Source organism: Isoptericola sp. NPDC056578 (genome assembly GCF_042793275.1).
Classification (GTDB): Bacteria; Actinomycetota; Actinomycetes; order Actinomycetales; family Cellulomonadaceae; genus Isoptericola.
In genome coordinates, this window is the sequence record NZ_JBHTVC010000005.1 from 48476 (window position 1) to 64423 (window position 15948).

General features: G+C 74.9%; 14 protein-coding genes. 6 read left to right on the forward strand and 8 right to left on the reverse strand.

The genetic code is table 11. The annotated features are described in order from the left end of the window. Nucleotides 1-43: 43 nt before the first annotated feature. Nucleotides 44-1483, reverse strand: a complete 1440-nt coding sequence (locus tag ACFQ80_RS03480) for a dicarboxylate/amino acid:cation symporter (RefSeq protein ID WP_430562565.1) — start codon at nucleotides 1481-1483, stop codon at nucleotides 44-46. 451 nt (nucleotides 1484-1934) lie between these two features. Between ACFQ80_RS03480 and ACFQ80_RS03485 the strand changes: the two genes are divergently transcribed. Next, nucleotides 1935-2870 (forward strand): arginase family protein, encoded by a 936-nt coding sequence (locus tag ACFQ80_RS03485; protein ID WP_430562566.1) that lies wholly within the window; start codon nucleotides 1935-1937, stop codon nucleotides 2868-2870. Nucleotides 2871-3055: 185 nt separating this feature from the next. Here ACFQ80_RS03485 and hutI read toward each other — a convergent pair whose 3' ends face one another. From hutI to hutH, 3 genes are read right to left on the reverse strand one after another with little or no spacing between them, the layout of a single operon-like run. Continuing rightward, a complete protein-coding gene (gene hutI, locus ACFQ80_RS03490) occupies nucleotides 3056-4333 on the reverse strand; it encodes an imidazolonepropionase (protein WP_430562567.1) in 1278 nt (425 codons plus the stop codon). Nucleotides 4334-4335: 2 nt separating this feature from the next. Beyond that, nucleotides 4336-6015 carry a urocanate hydratase gene (gene hutU / locus ACFQ80_RS03495; RefSeq protein ID WP_430562568.1) on the reverse strand — a complete coding sequence of 560 codons (1680 nt, stop codon included), beginning with the start codon at nucleotides 6013-6015 and terminating at the stop codon, nucleotides 4336-4338. A gap of 32 nt (nucleotides 6016-6047) precedes the next feature. Then, the gene (gene hutH, locus ACFQ80_RS03500) at nucleotides 6048-7634 is read right to left on the reverse strand and encodes a histidine ammonia-lyase (protein WP_430562569.1); all 1587 of its coding nucleotides are present in this window, start codon (nucleotides 7632-7634) and stop codon (nucleotides 6048-6050) included. Nucleotides 7635-7760: 126 nt separating this feature from the next. On the opposite strand from hutH, the gene ACFQ80_RS03505 reads away from it, so the two are divergent. After that, the gene (locus tag ACFQ80_RS03505; protein WP_430550870.1) at nucleotides 7761-8519 is read left to right on the forward strand and encodes an IclR family transcriptional regulator; all 759 of its coding nucleotides are present in this window, start codon (nucleotides 7761-7763) and stop codon (nucleotides 8517-8519) included. A 24-nt stretch (nucleotides 8520-8543) separates the two neighbouring features. Here the strand turns inward: ACFQ80_RS03505 and ACFQ80_RS03510 are convergent, their stop codons facing one another. Continuing rightward, a complete protein-coding gene (locus ACFQ80_RS03510) occupies nucleotides 8544-9809 on the reverse strand; it encodes an amidohydrolase (protein WP_430562570.1) in 1266 nt (421 codons plus the stop codon). A 118-nt stretch (nucleotides 9810-9927) separates the two neighbouring features. On the opposite strand from ACFQ80_RS03510, the gene ACFQ80_RS03515 reads away from it, so the two are divergent. Then, nucleotides 9928-10404 carry a hypothetical protein gene (locus tag ACFQ80_RS03515; protein ID WP_430550868.1) on the forward strand — a complete coding sequence of 159 codons (477 nt, stop codon included), beginning with the start codon at nucleotides 9928-9930 and terminating at the stop codon, nucleotides 10402-10404. Nucleotides 10405-10416: 12 nt separating this feature from the next. On the opposite strand, the gene ACFQ80_RS03520 is transcribed toward ACFQ80_RS03515, so the two are convergent. Next, entirely contained in the window at nucleotides 10417-11265 is an 849-nt protein-coding gene (locus ACFQ80_RS03520; protein WP_430562571.1) for a siderophore-interacting protein, read from the reverse strand. A 104-nt stretch (nucleotides 11266-11369) separates the two neighbouring features. Beyond that, the gene (locus tag ACFQ80_RS03525) at nucleotides 11370-12494 is read right to left on the reverse strand and encodes an epoxide hydrolase family protein (protein WP_430562572.1); all 1125 of its coding nucleotides are present in this window, start codon (nucleotides 12492-12494) and stop codon (nucleotides 11370-11372) included. 146 nt (nucleotides 12495-12640) lie between these two features. Here ACFQ80_RS03525 and ACFQ80_RS03530 point away from each other — a divergent pair, with 146 nt between their 5' ends. Next, the gene (locus ACFQ80_RS03530) at nucleotides 12641-13591 is read left to right on the forward strand and encodes a helix-turn-helix transcriptional regulator (protein ID WP_430550865.1); all 951 of its coding nucleotides are present in this window, start codon (nucleotides 12641-12643) and stop codon (nucleotides 13589-13591) included. 43 nt (nucleotides 13592-13634) lie between these two features. After that, the gene (locus ACFQ80_RS03535; protein WP_430550864.1) at nucleotides 13635-14108 is read left to right on the forward strand and encodes a hypothetical protein; all 474 of its coding nucleotides are present in this window, start codon (nucleotides 13635-13637) and stop codon (nucleotides 14106-14108) included. Nucleotides 14109-14111: 3 nt separating this feature from the next. On the opposite strand, the gene ACFQ80_RS03540 is transcribed toward ACFQ80_RS03535, so the two are convergent. Next, nucleotides 14112-15053, reverse strand: coding sequence for a D-2-hydroxyacid dehydrogenase family protein (locus ACFQ80_RS03540; RefSeq protein ID WP_430562573.1), 942 nt, complete (start codon nucleotides 15051-15053; stop codon nucleotides 14112-14114). Between the two features lie 132 nt (nucleotides 15054-15185). Here ACFQ80_RS03540 and ACFQ80_RS03545 point away from each other — a divergent pair, with 132 nt between their 5' ends. Continuing rightward, nucleotides 15186-15935, forward strand: coding sequence for a class I SAM-dependent methyltransferase (locus ACFQ80_RS03545; RefSeq protein WP_430562574.1), 750 nt, complete (start codon nucleotides 15186-15188; stop codon nucleotides 15933-15935). Nucleotides 15936-15948: the final 13 nt, after the last annotated feature.

The following is a 15948-nucleotide window of genomic DNA, read 5'->3' on the forward strand; positions in this document are numbered from 1 at the left end:
GGCAGGTGTCCCCTGCCGGGCCTCCGTCACGTGCTGTGGGGCGTCAGGCCTTCGCGCCGGCGCCGACCGGCTCGCGGGAGTCGTCCTGCACCCCGTCCTGCTCGGCCTCGTCCTCGTCGAACAGGTGCTCCGACGACGCGGCGCGGTACTGCTCGAGGTCGAGGATGCCCTCGCGCTTGGCGACGATGGTCGGGACCAGCGTCTGCCCCGCGACGTTCACCGCGGTGCGGCCCATGTCGAGGATCGGGTCGACGGCCAGCAGCAGGCCCACGCCGGCCAGCGGCAGGCCCAGGGTGGACAGCGTGAGGGTCAGCATGACCATCGCGCCGGTGAGGCCGGCGGTCGCGGCGGAGCCCACCACGGACACGAACGCGATGAGCAGGTAGTCGGTCACCGACAGGTCGATGCCGAAGATCTGCGCCACGAAGATCGCGGAGATCGCCGGGTAGATCGAGGCGCAACCGTCCATCTTCGTCGTCGAGCCCAGCGGCACGGCGAACGACGCGTACTCGCTCGGCACGCCGAGGTTGCGCTCGGTGACGCGCTGCGTCACGGGCATCGTGCCCACCGACGAGCGGGAGACGAACGCGAGCTGGATCGCGGGCCAGGCGCCCTTGAACCAGGCGACGACGCCGAGGCCGTTGGCCTTGAGCAGCACCGGGTAGACGACGAACAGCACGAGGGCGAGCCCCACGTAGATCGCCACGGAGAACGAGGCGAGCGAGCGCAGCGACTCCCAGCCGTAGGTGGCGACGGCGTTGCCGATGAGGCCCATCGTGCCCAGCGGCGCCAGGCGGATGATCCACCACAGGACCTTCTGCACGATGGAGAGCGCGGACCTGTTGAACGCGAGGAACGGGTCGGCCTTGGCGCCCGACTTCAGCGCGGCGATGCCGATGACCAGCGCGACGACGAGGATCTGCAGCACGTTGAAGCTGATGCCGGTCTCGGCGCTCAGCGCGCCGTCGGCGCCGGCCTCGACCGACGTCGAGGCACCCAGGCCGAGCACGTTGGTCGGGATGAGGCCGTTGAGGAAGTCCATCCACGTGCCGGTGCTGGACGGCTCCGCGCCGTCGGCCACCGACAGCGTGGTGTTGTGGCCGGGCTGGAACACGAGGCCCAGGCCGATGCCGATCGCCACGGAGATCGCGGCGGTGATGGCGAACCAGAGCAGCGTCTGACCGGCCAGGCGGGCCGCGTTCGTGACGGTGCGCAGGTTGGCGATCGACGCGACGATCGCCGTGAAGATCAGCGGCGGCACGATCGCCTTGAGCAGGGTGACGAACGACGAGCCGATGGTGTCGAGCGTCGTGGTCAGGCCGTTGGGCGTCTCGCCGTCGGCCTGCGGGCCGAGGGACAGCGCCAGCCAGCCGAGCAGCACGCCGAGCGCGAGGCCCAGCAGGATCTGGACCGAGAACGACGGGAAGCGCAGCCCCTTGCGTTCGCGCGGCTGCGCGCCGGGGACCTTGGTTGCGGAGGACACGGGAGGAACCTTTCGCCTCGGGCGCCGGAGGGCGCCGGGGTGTGGACGGCGGCAGCACGCTGCCGTCCGGGTGATCGGGGGGATGCACGGAGGTGCGGTGACACGCCACGGGCCCGTGACTCTCGGGCGGGTGCGTGTTGCGGGGCGTCGTCGGCGGCGACGACGGTCAGCGCGCGGTCAGCGACGCGGAGGGTTCACCGACACAGCGCACTGGCGACGCGACGGAAGTCGACGTCGAGACGCGCGGTGAGGTCGGTCCTCTCGGGGACGCTGACGGTCACGGGAGCTCCATGCACGATCGAGGAAGGGGAGGATCAGGCGATCGAATGATCGACATGATCGAACGAAGGTATCGAACCTACGAATATCGCACCCTAGCAGCGGCCCACCACGAATCACAGAAGATGCCCTGGGTATGTGAGGCACCTCATCGTGGTCGTACGGTCGGCAGGTGACCTCCGTTCCCCTGCCCCACGACCCGCTCTGGCCCCGCGCGGGCGGCTGGCCTGCACCGACGGGCTCGCGCACCGACCTGGCCCTGGTCGGCGTCCCCACCTGGCGCACCTCGCTGTCGACGACGGGCGCGCACGCGACGCCCGCCGCGGTGCGCGACGCGCTGCGCCGCTACAGCCCCGCGCTGATCACCGGGCCGGACGGCGTGCCGGTCGACCTCGGCGAGCTCGACGTCGTCGACCACGGCGACGTCGACGAGCCCGACGGCCCGGAGGGCGAGGCCCGCGCGCGGGCCGCGGTGGGGGCAGCGCTGGCGGGCGCCCGCGCCGTCGTCGCGCTGGGCGGAGACAACGCGCTCACCGTGCCGGTGGCCCTCGGCGCGTGGGGCGACGACCTCCCGACGGCCGGGCTGGTCACGTTCGACGCCCACTACGACCTGCGCGACGGCGTCTCCAACGGCTCGCCGGTGCGGCGGCTGGTCGAGGCCGGGCTGGACCCGGCGCGCGTCGTCCAGGTCGGCATCGCGGACTTCGCCAACAGCGCCGCCTACGCGCGCCGGGCGCGCGACCTGGGGATCACGGTCGTGACGCTCGACGACCTGCGCGCCCGCGGCAACGGCGCCGCCGGGCTGGCCGACGTCGTCCGCGAGGCCCTGGACGTCGCCGGCGCCGCGGGCGGGCCGGTGCACCTGGACGTCGACGTGGACGTCTGCGACCGCTCCGTCGCCCCCGGCTGCCCCGCGTCCGTGCCGGGCGGGCTCGCCGCCTGGGAGCTGCGTGCCCTCGTCCGCGCCGCGGCCGCCGACCCGCGCGTCCGCTCCGTCGACCTCGCCGAGGTGGACGCCACCGCCGACGCCCCCGACGGCCGCACCGTCCGCCTCGCCGCCCTCTGCGTGCTGGAGGTCCTCGCCGGCGTCGCCCTCCGCCCGAGGTAGCTCCCTTCCCGCCGAGGTAGTCCAGATCCTCGCGAGGTAGTCAGGTTCTCGCCGAGGTAGTTCGATCCGCGCCGAGGTAGTTCGGACTCAAGGGACAAAACCTCCCTTATCTTCCACGAACCGGGCTACCTCGGCGGGAAGGGAGCTACCTCGCGAGGATCTGGACTACCTCGGCGGGAAGGGAGCTACCTCGGCGGGTGCACGACGTCCCGGCCGGCGTGCCACACCCCGTGCACCAGCGGGACGCCGGGGCGGTAGGCGAGGTGCGTGCGGCTGGGGGCGTCGAGGACGACGACGTCGGCGCGGGCGCCGGGCGCGAGGTGCCCCACGTCGTCGCGCCGCAGGGCGCGGGCGCCGCCGGACGTGGCGGCCCAGACGGCCTCGGCGACGGTCATGCCCATCTCCCGTACCGCGAGCGCCACCATGAGCGGCATCGAGCTCGTGTACGACGAGCCGGGGTTGCAGTCGCTGGCCAGCGCGACGACGGCGCCGGCGTCGAGGAGGCGGCGCGCGTCGGGGTACGGCTGGCGGGTGGAGAACTCGACGCCCGGCAGCAGCGTCGCGACGGTCCCCTGCGCGTCACCGGACCCCGACCACGAGCCCGCGAGCGCCGCGACGTCGTCGTCGGACAGGTACGTGCAGTGGTCGACGGCGGCGGCGCCCAGGTCGACGGCGAGCCGCACGCCCTCCCCCGGGCCGAGCTGGTTCGCGTGCACGCGCACGCCGAGGCCCGCGGCGGCGCCGGCCTCCAGCACGCGACGCGACTGCTCGGGCGTGAAGGCACCCGTCTCGCAGAACACGTCCACCCAGCGCGCGTGCGGGGCGCAGGCGGCGAGCATGTCCCCGACGACGAGGTCGACGTAGGCGTCGGCCCCTCCGGCGTCGCCGGCGAACTCGGGCGGCACCACGTGCGCGCCGAGGAACGTCACCTCGTCGGTGACCTCGCGCGCGAGGCGCACGCCACGCTCCTCGTCGGCGACGCTCAGCCCGTAGCCGCTCTTGGTCTCGAGGGTCGTGGTGCCCTGCGTCAGCGCCTGGTCGACGTGCCGGCGGAGCCCGGCCCGCAGCGCGTCGTCCGACGCCGCCCGCGTCGCCGCGACCGTGGTGCGGATACCGCCCGCCGCGTACGGGCGGCCGGCCATCCGCGCCTCGAACTCCGCGGACCGGTCGCCGGCGAACACCAGGTGGCTGTGCGAGTCCACGAAGCCGGGGACCACCGCGCGCCCGTCCACCCCGACGACGCGGTCCGGCGCGCGGCCGAGCGCCTGCTCCACGCCGTCGGCGCACGCGCTCTCCGGGCCCGCCCAGGCCACGCGGCCGCCGTCGAGCAGCAGCGCGGCGTCGCGAAGGAGGCCGGTCGGGTCGCCGGCGTCGCCGAGCGACGGGTCGTTGGTCGTCAGCTCGCCGATCCCCAGGATCAGCGTGGCCGGGTGCGACCCGCCCGGGTGCTCCACCTCGCGCATGCCTACGACTCTCGCATCGGGACGCGCAGCCCGCCCCGCGACGCGGCGGCCGCGGCGTCCTCGTAGCCGGCGTCGACGTGCCGCAGCACGCCCAGCCCCGGGTCGTTGGAGAGCACCCGCGCGAGCTTCTGCGCCGCGAGGTCGGTGCCGTCCGCGACCGACACCTGCCCGGCATGGATCGACCGCCCCATCCCGACGCCTCCGCCGTGGTGCAGCGACACCCAGGTGGCCCCCGACGACGCGGCGGTGAGCGCGTTGAGCAGCGGCCAGTCGGCGATGGCGTCGGAGCCGTCGGCCATGCCCTCCGTCTCCCGGTACGGGGAGGCGACGGAGCCGGAGTCGAGGTGGTCGCGGCCGATGACGACGGGCGCGCTCACCTGGCCGGACGCGACGAGGTCGTTGAACGCCAGCCCCGCGCGGTCGCGCTCGCCGTGCCCGAGCCAGCAGATGCGGGCGGGCAGCCCCTGGAACGCGACGCGCTCCTGGGCGGCGCGGATCCAGCGGTGCAGGTGGTCGTCGTCCGGGAAGAGGTCGAGTACGGCCCGGTCGGTGGCGGCGATGTCGCGCGGGTCGCCGGACAGCGCGGCCCAGCGGAACGGACCCTTGCCCTGCGCGAACAGCGGCCGGATGTAGGCGGGGACGAAGCCCGGGAAGTCGAAGGCCCGGTCGAAGCCGCCGCGGCGCGCCTCGTCGCGGATCGAGTTGCCGTAGTCGAACACCTCCGCGCCCGCGTCGAGGAAGCCGACCATGCCCTCCACGTGCCGCGCCATCGACTCGCGCGCCCGGTCGGTGAACTCCTCCGGCTTGGCGGCCGCGTAGTCGTGCCACTCGTCGACGGGGACGCCGACGGGCAGGTACGACAGCGGGTCGTGCGCCGACGTCTGGTCCGTGACCACGTCCACCGCGACGCCCCGGCGCAGCAGCTCCGGCACGACCTCGGCGCTGTTGCCCTCGACGCCGACGGACAGCGCCCGGCGCTCCGCCTTCGCGGCCTCGACGCGCCGGACGGCGTCGTCCAGGTCGTCCGCGACCTCGTCGAGGTAGCGCTCGCGCACCCGCCGGTCCAGGCGCGACCGGTCGACGTCGACCACCAGGCACACGCCGCCGTTGAGCGTGACGGCCAGCGGCTGCGCGCCGCCCATGCCGCCGCAGCCGCCGGTGAGCGTGAGGGTCCCGGCGAGCGTGCCGCCGAACCGCTTCGCGGCCACCGCGGCGAGCGTCTCGTACGTGCCCTGGAGGATGCCCTGCGCGCCGATGTAGATCCACGACCCGGCCGTCATCTGGCCGTACATCGTCAGGCCCTGCGCCTCGAGCCTCCGGAACTCCGGCCACGTGGCCCAGTCGCCCACGAGGTTGCTGTTCGCGATGAGCACGCGCGGCGCCCACTCGTGCGTGCGCAGCACGCCCACCGGCTTGCCGGACTGCACCAGCAGCGTCTCGTCCTCGCCCAGCGTCGTGAGCGTGCGGACGATGGCGTGGAAGCTCGGCCAGTCGCGCGCCGCGCGACCGGTGCCGCCGTAGACGACCAGGTCGTCGGGGCGCTCCGCCACCTCCGGGTCGAGGTTGTTCATGAGCATCCGCAGCGGCGCCTCGGTCTGCCAGCTGCGGGCGGTGAGCGTCGTGCCGCGCGGCGCACGGACGGGGACGGGGGTCCCCCGGTCGTAGGACATGGCGTGGGACATCGTCGTCTCCTTCGGGAGGTCGTGCGGGGCGGTCAGCGGAGCGGGCCGACGGCGGCGCTCGCGACGGCGGTGACCTCGCCGTCGGCGACGAGCCGCGTCACGGCCTCGATCTCGGGGGCGAGGAACCGGTCCGGCCCGGGCCCGCGGACGGCGGTGCGCAGCAGCGCGTGCACGGCGCCGGTGCCCGCGGCGGGCGCCAGGCCCGTCTCGGGGGTGCAGCGCAGGTCGAGGGCGCGGGCGGTGGTCATGAGCTCGACGGCGAGCACGCGGCCCAGGCCGTCGACGGCGCGGCGCAGCTTGCGCGCCCCGGCCCAGCCCATGGACACGTGGTCCTCCTGCATCGCCGACGAGGGGATGGAGTCGACGCTCGCCGGCGCGGCCAGCCGCTTGAGCTCCGAGACGATCCCGGCGGCCGTGTACTGGGCGATCATCAGGCCCGAGTCGACGCCCGGGTCGTCCGCGAGGAACGCGGGCAGTCCCTCGTTGCGCGCGACGTCGAGGAACCGGTCGGTGCGGCGCTCGCTCATGCTCGCGACGTCGGCCACGGCGATCGCGAGGAAGTCCAGTACATAGGCGACGGGCGCGCCGTGGAAGTTGCCGTTGGACTCGACCCGGCCGTCCACGGTGACGACGGGGTTGTCGATGGCCGACGCGAGCTCGCGGCCCGCGACCGACGCCGCGTGCTCGACGGTGTCCCGCGCGGCGCCGTGCACCTGCGGCGCGCAGCGCAGCGAGTACGCGTCCTGCACGCGGGTGCACTCGGGCCGGCCCTCGGCGTCGAAGGTGCGGTGGCTCGCGACCACGGGCGACCCGGCGAGCAGCGCCCGCAGGTTCGCGGCGGACGCCGCCTGCCCCGGGTGCGGCCGCATCCCCACCAGGTCCTCGGCGAACGGCGCGTCCGAGCCGAGCAGCGCCTCCACGCTCGACGCCGCGGCGACGTCCGCCGTCGTGAGCAGGCGGTGCAGGTCGTCGAGCGCGAGGCACAGCATGCCGAGCATGCCGTCGGTGCCGTTGATGAGGGCCAGGCCCTCCTTCTCGCGCAGCTCCAGCGGCGCGATCCCCGCCGCCGCGAGCGCCTCGGCGGCGTCGACGCGCTCGCCGTCCGCTCCTCGCACCGGCCCCTCCCCGAGCGCAGCGAGGGCCACGTGCGCCAGCGGCGCGAGGTCGCCGGAGCAGCCGAGCGACCCGTACTCGTGCACGACGGGCGTGATGCCGGCGTTGAGCATCGCCGCGTACGTCTCCGCGACCACCGGGCGGGCGCCCGTCCGGCCGGTTGCGAGGGTGGCCAGCCGCAGCAGCTGCAGCGCACGCACCACCTCGCGCTCCACCTCGGGCCCGCTGCCCGCGGCGTGCGAGCGCACCAGCCCGAGCTGCAGCTGCGCCCGCTTGTCGGTGGGGATGTGGCGGCGGGCGAGGGCGCCGAAGCCGGTGGAGACGCCGTAGTGCGGGCGCGCGTCGTCGGCGAGGTCCTCGACGACGGCGCGGCTCGCGGCCATCCCCGCCAGCGCGCGGTCGGTGAGGTGGACCTGCGCGCCGTGGCGGGCGACCGCGACGACGGCGTCGACGGTCAGGGGGTCGCCGCTCAGCTCGACGACGGCACGGGTGGTGGTGACGGTCATGCGGCCAGCACACACCGTCGATGCCTCGTTGGACACGGGTTCCGGCGAGGTTCAGTCTGAGATCCCAGACACCTACCGCACCGAGGTAGTTCCGTTCTCGCCGAGGTAGTTCGAGGAGGGCGCACGATGGCGGACGTCCCCGCGGCGCGCAGCACGCTCCGGGTGCTGACGTACCTGGCCGCACAGGCGGGCCCCGTTCCCGCGGCGGCGGTCGCGCAGCACCTGGCCCTGCCGCGGTCCACCGTCTACCACCTGCTGTCGGTACTGGTGGACGAGGGTTTCGTGACCCACCTGCCGGAGGAGCACCGGTACGGCCTCGGGACGGCGTCGCTGTCGCTCGGCTCGGCGTACGCGCGGCAGGCGCCCCTGGCCCGGCTGGCGCGCCCCGTCGTCGCGCGGCTGGTCGAGACGACGGGCGAGAGCGCGCACCTCGCCGTCCTGCACGGGCGGGAGGTGCTGTACCTCGTGGAGCAGCGCGCCCCGCACCGGCCCAGCCTCGTGACCGACGTCGACGTGCGCCTCCCCAGCCACCTCACGGCCAGCGGGCGCGCGGTGCTGGCGCTGCTGCCCGCCCCGCAGGTGCGGGCGCTGTTCCCGTCGGCCGCGGCGCTCGCCGACCGCACCGGCGTCGGGCCGCGCACCTTGCGCGACCTGCGCGAGGTGCTGCGTGACACCCGCCGCCGCGGCCACGCCACCGAGGACGGCGAGGTCACGACCGGCCTCGCGTCCGTCGCCCACGCGGCGCTCGATCACACCGGCCACCCCGTGGCGGGGGTCGCGCTGACGTTCTGGTCCGACGACGTCGACGCCGCCCGGCGCGACGAGCTCGCCGCCGCGGCCGGCCGTGCCGCCGCCGAGATCAGCCGCCGCCTGGGCGCGCGCTGACCCACCCGAGGAGCATCGAGCGGTTCAGTCCAGCCACTCCTGGGCGGCGGCGACGAGGGTCGCGACGCCGAGGTCGAGGGTCGGCTCGGGCGTGGGGGCGAAGAACGGCGAGTGGTTGGACGCGACGCCCTCGGGGAGCCGGCCGGCCGCCAGGTCGACGCCCGCGAACCGGGCCGGGTCGAAGCCACCCAGGAACCAGTACACGAGGGGCGCCCCGGCGTCGGTGGCCAGCTCGCCGACGTCCTCCGACGCCGCCATCGGCGGCAGGGTGAGGACGACGGGCCGGCCGCCGACGGCCTCGATCAGCGCCCGCTGCCCCTCGAGCGCGGCGGCCAGCACCGGCCGGGTGCGCTCGGCCGCCTCGGGGTCGTTGACCATGGCCGCGAAGGTGGTGATCGTCTCGACGTCGGGGTCCTCGGTGGCGCCCGAGGCGGCGGCCTCGGCCGCCACGATGCGACGGATCGCGCCGAGCACGCGCTCGCGCACCGGCTCCGTGAAGGTCCGCACGTTGACCAGCAGCTCGGCCCGGTCCGGGATGATGTTCGGCTGGGTCCCGGCGCGGATCGCGCCGACCGTCACGACCGCCGAGTCGCCCGCCGCGACCTCGCGGGACACGACGCCCTGCAGCCGCTGCACCGTCGCCGCGGCCATGAGCACCGGGTCCACGGTGGTCTCCGGCATCGACCCGTGCCCGCCGCGGCCGTGCAGCGTGATCCGCAGGGAGTCCGTGGCCGACATCGCGACGCCCGGGGTCACGCTCACCACGCCGGCGGGCGTGGGCATGACGTGCTGGCCGAGCACGACGTCGGGCGCGCCGCCGACGGTCGCGTACAGGCCGTCGTCGAGCATGGCCCGCGCGCCGTTGCCCAGCTCCTCCGCCGGCTGGAAGACGAGCAGGAGCGTGCCCGACCACTCGCCCCGGCGCGCGGCGAGCTCGGCCGCGGCACCGAGCAGGCAGGTGACGTGCACGTCGTGGCCGCAGGCGTGCATGACGCCGGTCTCCTGGCCGTCGGCGGCCGTCGTGACCTGGGTCGACGCGTACGGCAGGCCGGTCCTCTCGGTGACCGGCAGCCCGTCCATGTCTGCGCGCAGCAGCACGCGCGGCCCGGCGCCGTTCGCCAGGACCCCGGCGACGCCGGTCCCGCCGATGCCCTCGTGCACGTCGTAGCCCCAGCCGCGCAGCCGGTCGGCCACGATCCCGGCCGTGCGGTGCTCGGCGAACCCGAGCTCCGGGTGGGCGTGCAGGTCGGTGTAGAGGTCCGTCAGCTCGGGCGTCGTCAGCGCGGTCATGGCGTCATCCTGCCGCCGCGCGGCGCTGCCGTCCTGGTCAGCCGGGAGGGCCACCTGTGTGCAAGATCTCCACGGCCCTATAAGGGAATGTTCAGGTTGGCAGGGCAGAATCGTGGCCATGACGTCAGCGACGACGAGCACCACGAAGGGCAAGACGACGACCCGTCTCGCCGCGGCGAGCCTCCTCGCCCTCGCGATGATGCTCGGCGCGTGTTCCGCGCCCGCCGACGTCGAACAGTTCATCGCCGACGCGCAGAGCCAGGCGGAGGCCATCGACTCCGACCTGCAGCGCATCGAGGAGCAGGTGACCGGTATCCCCGACGAGCTCCGCACCGACGTCACGAACGCGATGGCCTCCGCCCAGGCCGCGACCGACGAGGCGCGCGACGCGCTCGCGCGGGCCGAGCAGTCCCAGGACGGCGCCGTGGTCGCGCTCGAGGACGCACAGGTGGCGCTCGAGGCGGCGTCCGCCGAGGTGAAGCACGTGACCGACGAGGCGCGGGAGAGCGGCTCCGAGAAGGTCGCCGACCTGCTGTCCACGCTGCAGGAGCAGATCGACGCCCTGCGCGGCGAGACGGAGAGCGCCGCAGCCTGACTCCTCGCCGGCTCAGTCCGGGTCGCTCGGGTCGAGGGGCAGGTGGTGGTCGAGGTTGACCGTGCCGCGCCGCCAGTAGCCGGAGACGTGCACCTGCTCGGCAGGCAGCCCCAGCTCGCGCCGGAGGTAGCGGCGCACGGGCACGAGGTCGTCCGCCTCGCCGAGCCCCACGAACAGCTCGTCGGGCTCCAGCCCGCCGAGCGAGCGCACGGCCTCCGCGAGCTGGCCGGGGCCGTCGGCGCGGTAGAGGATCTCGACGTCCGCGCGCCCCAGCTCCCCCTCGACGACGTCCTCCTCGACGTCGTCGCCGATCTCGACGATCGCGGTCACCGGCACGTCGGCCCCGACGGCGGCCACCCAGCGCGCGAGGGCCGGCAGGCCGGTCTCGTCGCCGGCCAGGGTCAGCCGGCCGATCCCGTCCGGCACGCCCACGCTGCCGCGCGGCCCGACGAGCACGACCTCGTCGCCAGCCGCCGCCCGCGCCGCCCAGGCGGACGCCGGCCCCTCGTCGCCGTGCAGCACCCAGTCGACGTCGACCTCGGCCGCGCCGTCGACCGTCCGCACGGCACGCACGGTGAGGTCCCGCGAGATGGAGACGACGCCGGTCGGGCGCTGCAACCCGCCGTCCGCGGCCAGGACCGGCGCGTGCAGCTCCCCGGTGGCGGGGTCGGGCAGGAAGACCTTGACGTGGTCCTCCGGTCCGGGCGCCCGGAGCGCCGCGAGCGACGTCGGCGCGCCCGGGTCCGCGCCGTCGACGTCGCGGAACGCGATGCGGCGCAGCGTGCCGGTCAGCTCGGTGACGGCGTGCACGCGCACGCGCCGGGGGACCAGGTCGAGCGGGGTGCGGGGTCGCGTGAACACCCGTCGATTCCACCACGACGATCTGCTCGGCAAGGAGTGGATCTGTTCGGCACGTCGCCCTGCCGAACAGATCCATTGCCTGCCGAAGTGACGGTCCGGCCGGCTCAGCCGAAGAACACCCGCAGGTCGGCGACGACGTCGTCGGGCACCTCCAGGGCGGCGTAGTGGCCGCCGCGGGGGAACTCCGACCAGTGCTCGATCCGCGCGTTGTCGCGCTCGGCGAGGGCCCGGATCGTCTGGAAGTCGTCCTTGAAGACGGCGACGCCGATCCGCCCGGTGCTCACGACCGGCTCGGCGCCGGAGCGCTGCTCCGCGTAGTGGTACCGCGCGGCCGTCGCATAGGTGTTGGTCAGCCAGTACAGCGTGGCCTGGGCCAGCACCTGCTCCGGGCGCACGAGCGACGTCCCGTTGCCGAAGCTCTCGAAGAGCTCGTGGTACGCCAGCGTCGCGACCGGCGAGTCGGCCAGGCCGGCCGCCATCGTCTGGGGGCGCGACGCGTTCATGACGTTGTACCCGCCGACCGACTGGAACCACTGGAGGTGGCCGAGGGCCGCGAACTCCTTCTCGCCGAACCCGTCCATCTCCCCCTCCGCGCCGGACGGGAACGAGAAGAGCTGCAGCACGTGCGCCCCGAGGAAGCCCTCGGGGTCGAGGACCGCCAGCTCGCGCGAGACCATCGCCCCGCCGTCGCTGCCGTGGATGCCGTACGCGTCGTAGCCGAGCCCCCGCATGAGCGCGTCGTAGGTGCGCGCGACGCGCGCCATCGTCCAGCCCTCGCCCACCAGCGGCGTCGAGAACCCGAAGCCGGGCATGGACGGCACGACGACGTCGAACGCGTCCTCGGCGCGCCCGCCGTGGGCGACCGGGTCGACGAGCGGGTCGATCATGTCGAGGTGGTCGAGCACCGAGCCGGGGTAGGTGTGGGCGAGCAGCAGCGGCGTGGCGTCCGGGTGCGGCGAGCGCACGTGCAGGAAGTGCAGCGGCTGGCCGTCGATCTCGGTGGTGAACTGCGGGAAGGCGTTGAGCCGGCGCTCGACGGCGCGCCAGTCGAAGGCCTTCCAGCGCTCGACCATGTCGCGCAGGTACGACTCGGGGGTGCCGTACTCCCACGAGTCGCCGGGGGCGGCCGGAGCGAAGCGGGTGCGCTCGAGGCGCTGCTGCAGGTCGTCCAGGTCGGCCTGCGGGACGGCGACGGTGAAGGGGCTGGTCTCGAGGCGGATGGCGTTCATGGCGTTCTCCCGAGGTCGTGAGCGGGGCCCGTGCCCCTGCTCCTGAACCCCACGATAGGAACGGTTCAGGAAGGGTTCTTTCCTCTACTCTGGACGAGTTCCGACGAGTTCTCGGCACGTCCCCGGCGACCCTCCCGGAGGTCACGATGGGCTCCACGTCCGCACGGCTGCTCGCCCTGCTCGGGCTGCTCCAGTCGCGTCCCGACTGGTCGGGCGCCGAGCTCGCCGAGCGCCTCGACGTCACCGGCCGCACGGTGCGCAACGACGTCGCCCGGCTGCGGGAGCTGGGCTACCCCGTCCACGCCGTGCGCGGCCCGGGCGGGCGCTACCGGCTGGGCGCGGGCGCGCGGCTGCCCCCGCTCCTGCTCGACGACGGCGAGGCGGTCGCCGTCGCCGTCGGGCTGCGCGCCGCGACCGGCACCGCGGGCTTCGAGGAGTCCGGGCAGTCCGCGCTCACCAAGCTGGAGCAGGTGCTGCCGGACCGGCTGCGGCGGCAGGTCTCGGCGCTCCGGACGGCGTCGACGGCCGGCCCGGCGAACACCGGCCCGTACACCGACGAGCCCGAGGTCGACCCGGAGGAGCTGACCGCGCTGGCCGCGGCGATCCGCGACCACCAGGGCGTGCGCTGCGACTACCAGGGCGAGCCGCTGGAGCTCGAGCCCCACCACCTGGTCGCGTGGCAGCAGCGGTGGTTCCTCGTCGCCCGCGACCCGGCCACCGGTGCCTGGGCGCCCTACCGCGTCGACTGGCTGCGGCTGCGCACCCCCGGCGGGCGACGGTTCGCCCCGGCCCCCTTCCCCGGCGACCTCACCACGTTCGTCGTGCAGGAGGTCGCGCGCACGGGGTGGGCGTTCCACGCGCGCGTCGTGGTCGACGCGCCGGCGCAGGAGGTGCTGGCGCGGATCAACCCCGCCGTCGGCACGGTGCAGCCCCTGCCCGACGGGCGGTCCGTGCTCGTCACCGGCGGCGACAGCGCAGAGGTCGTCGCGGTCTGGATCGGCCTGCTCGGCCTCGACTTCCACGTCACCGGACCGCCCGAGCTGGTCGAGCACCTGCGCGTGCTGGCGGCGCGCTACGCCCGCGCCGTCCCGGGCTGACGGCGCCCTCGACCTGCACCCCGCGCTGCGTCAGACTGTGCCGGTGAGCGATCCGTACCAGCCCGGCCAGCCGTACCAGGAGCCGAGCCAGCAGCAGCCCCAGCCCGGCTACGCCGAGCAGCCCTACCCGCAGCAGGCGTACGGGCAGCAGGGCTACCCGGCCGCACCAGGCCAGCACCCCCAGGGCCAGTACCAGGGCCAGTACCCCCAGGCGCCGTACCCGGCGTACCCGGCCTACGCCCCGGAGCCTCCGGGCCGCACGATGGGCATCGTCGGCTTCATCCTCGCCTTCGTCATCTCCCCCGCGGGCATCGTCGTGTCCGCGATGGCGCTGTCGGAGTCGAAGAAGGCCGGCGTCGACAACCCCCTCGGCAAGTGGGGCCTGTGGCTGTCGATCATCTTCACGTCGCTCGCGGTGCTCTACGTCGTGTTCGCGATGCTGTTCGTGTTCGGCGGGCTGCTCACCGTCTTCTCCACGGGCACCGCGACCCTCGACAGCGCGGGCATGTCGGTCTGACGCCTACGTCAGCACCCGTACCGGCGCGCCCGCCGCCCAGGCGGCGACGTCCTCCACGGCCTGGCCGTAGAAGGTGCGGTACGTCGCCTCGGTGACGTACCCGAGGTGCGGCGTGAGCACGGTGCGCGGAGCGGAGCGCAGCGGGTGGTCGGCGGGCAGCGGCTCGACGTCGTACACGTCGAGCCCGGCCCCGCCGAGGCGGCCGTCGTGCAGCGCGGCGAGCAGGGCGTCCGTGTCCACGAGCGGTCCTCGCGAGGTGTTGACGAGCACGGCGGTCGGCTTCATCCGGGCCAGGTCGTCGGCGCCCACGATGCCGCGGCTGCGGTCGCTCAGCTTGTAGTGCACGGTGACGACGTCCGACGTCGCGAACAGCTCGTCCTTCGCGACGGCGCGCACCCCCGCCTCCGCGGCCTTCGCCGGGTCGAGGCGCTGGCTCCAGGCGACGACGTCCATCCCGAACGCCCGCCCGACCCGCGCCACGCGCGCGCCGATGCGCCCGAGCCCGACGATGCCCAGACGTCGACCCTCCAGGTCGCCGCCGACGGTGTGCTGCCACCCGCCCTCGCGCATCGCCCGGTCTTCGGCCGGCACGTGCCGTAGGACGGCGAGGACCAGCGCCCAGGTGAGCTCGGGCGTCGCGTTCGCCGGCGACTCCGTGCCGCACACGACCACGCCGCGCTCGCGTGCCGCGTCGAGGTCGATCGCCGCGTTCTGCCGCCCCGTGGTCACGAGCAGCCGCAGGTCGGGCAGGCGGGCCAGCCGGGCGGCGGTGAACGGCGTGCGCTCCCGCATCGCGACGACGACGTCGTACCCCGCGAGCGCCGCGGCCACCGCGTCGTCGTCGGGCAGCGGGCGGTCGAGGAAGTCGACCTCGGCCCCCAGGCTCGCCCAGTCGGCGAAGCGGTGGGCGACCCGCTGGTAGTCGTCCAGGACGGCGACGCGCACGGTGACCTCCTCGTTCGGCCCGGCCCTCGGGCGGTGCCGACGCTACCGGGGAAATGGCGGCGCGCTCGCGGGCGTGCGTGGCTAGCCTCGCCGGATGACGACGACCGTGCCGACGACCGTGCCGACGACCTGGTGACCAGGCTGGTCGACCTGTACCGCCGCACGACCATGGTCGGCTGGGACTTCGCCGCCCTCGCGGGCGCGACGACCTCCGACGACCCGCCGTGGGACTTCGAGGCCGACTGCCTCGCCTCGATGCAGCACGCGGGGCGAGGCACCGTCGTGGACCTGGGGACGGGCGGCGGCGAGCGCCTGTCCGCGCTGCTGGACCGGCTGCCGACCGGGTCCGGGGCAACGGTCGTCGCGACGGAGGGCTGGGCGCCGAACGAGCCGGTCGCCCGGGAGCGGCTCGCGCCCTACGGCGTGCCGGTGCTCGCGTACGACGCCGAGGCGGACCCGCGGATGCCGTTCGCCGACGGCTCCGTCGACGTCCTCATGGCGCGGCACGAGGCGTACGACGCCGCCGAGGTGGCGCGCGTCCTGGCCCCGGGCGGCGCGTTCCTCACCCAGCAGGTGGACGGGCGCGACGCGTTCGAGCTGCGCGACGCGTTCGGTGCGGAGCCCCTCTACCCGCACGTCCGCCTCGACCGTGCGCGCCCTGACCTGGAGCGGGCGGGGCTGACCGTCGACGCCGCCGACGAGTGGCGGGGGCGGCTCCGCTTCGCCGACGTCGAGGCGGTGGTCGCCTATCTCGCCCTCACCCCGTGGACCGTGCCGGGGTTCGACGTCGCGACGCAGGTCGAGCGGCCCGTGGAGCTGCACGGCTCCGGCCCGGTCGACGTCACGCAGGTCCGCTTCCGCTGCACCGCCCGCAAGCCCTGACCTGCGGGCACCG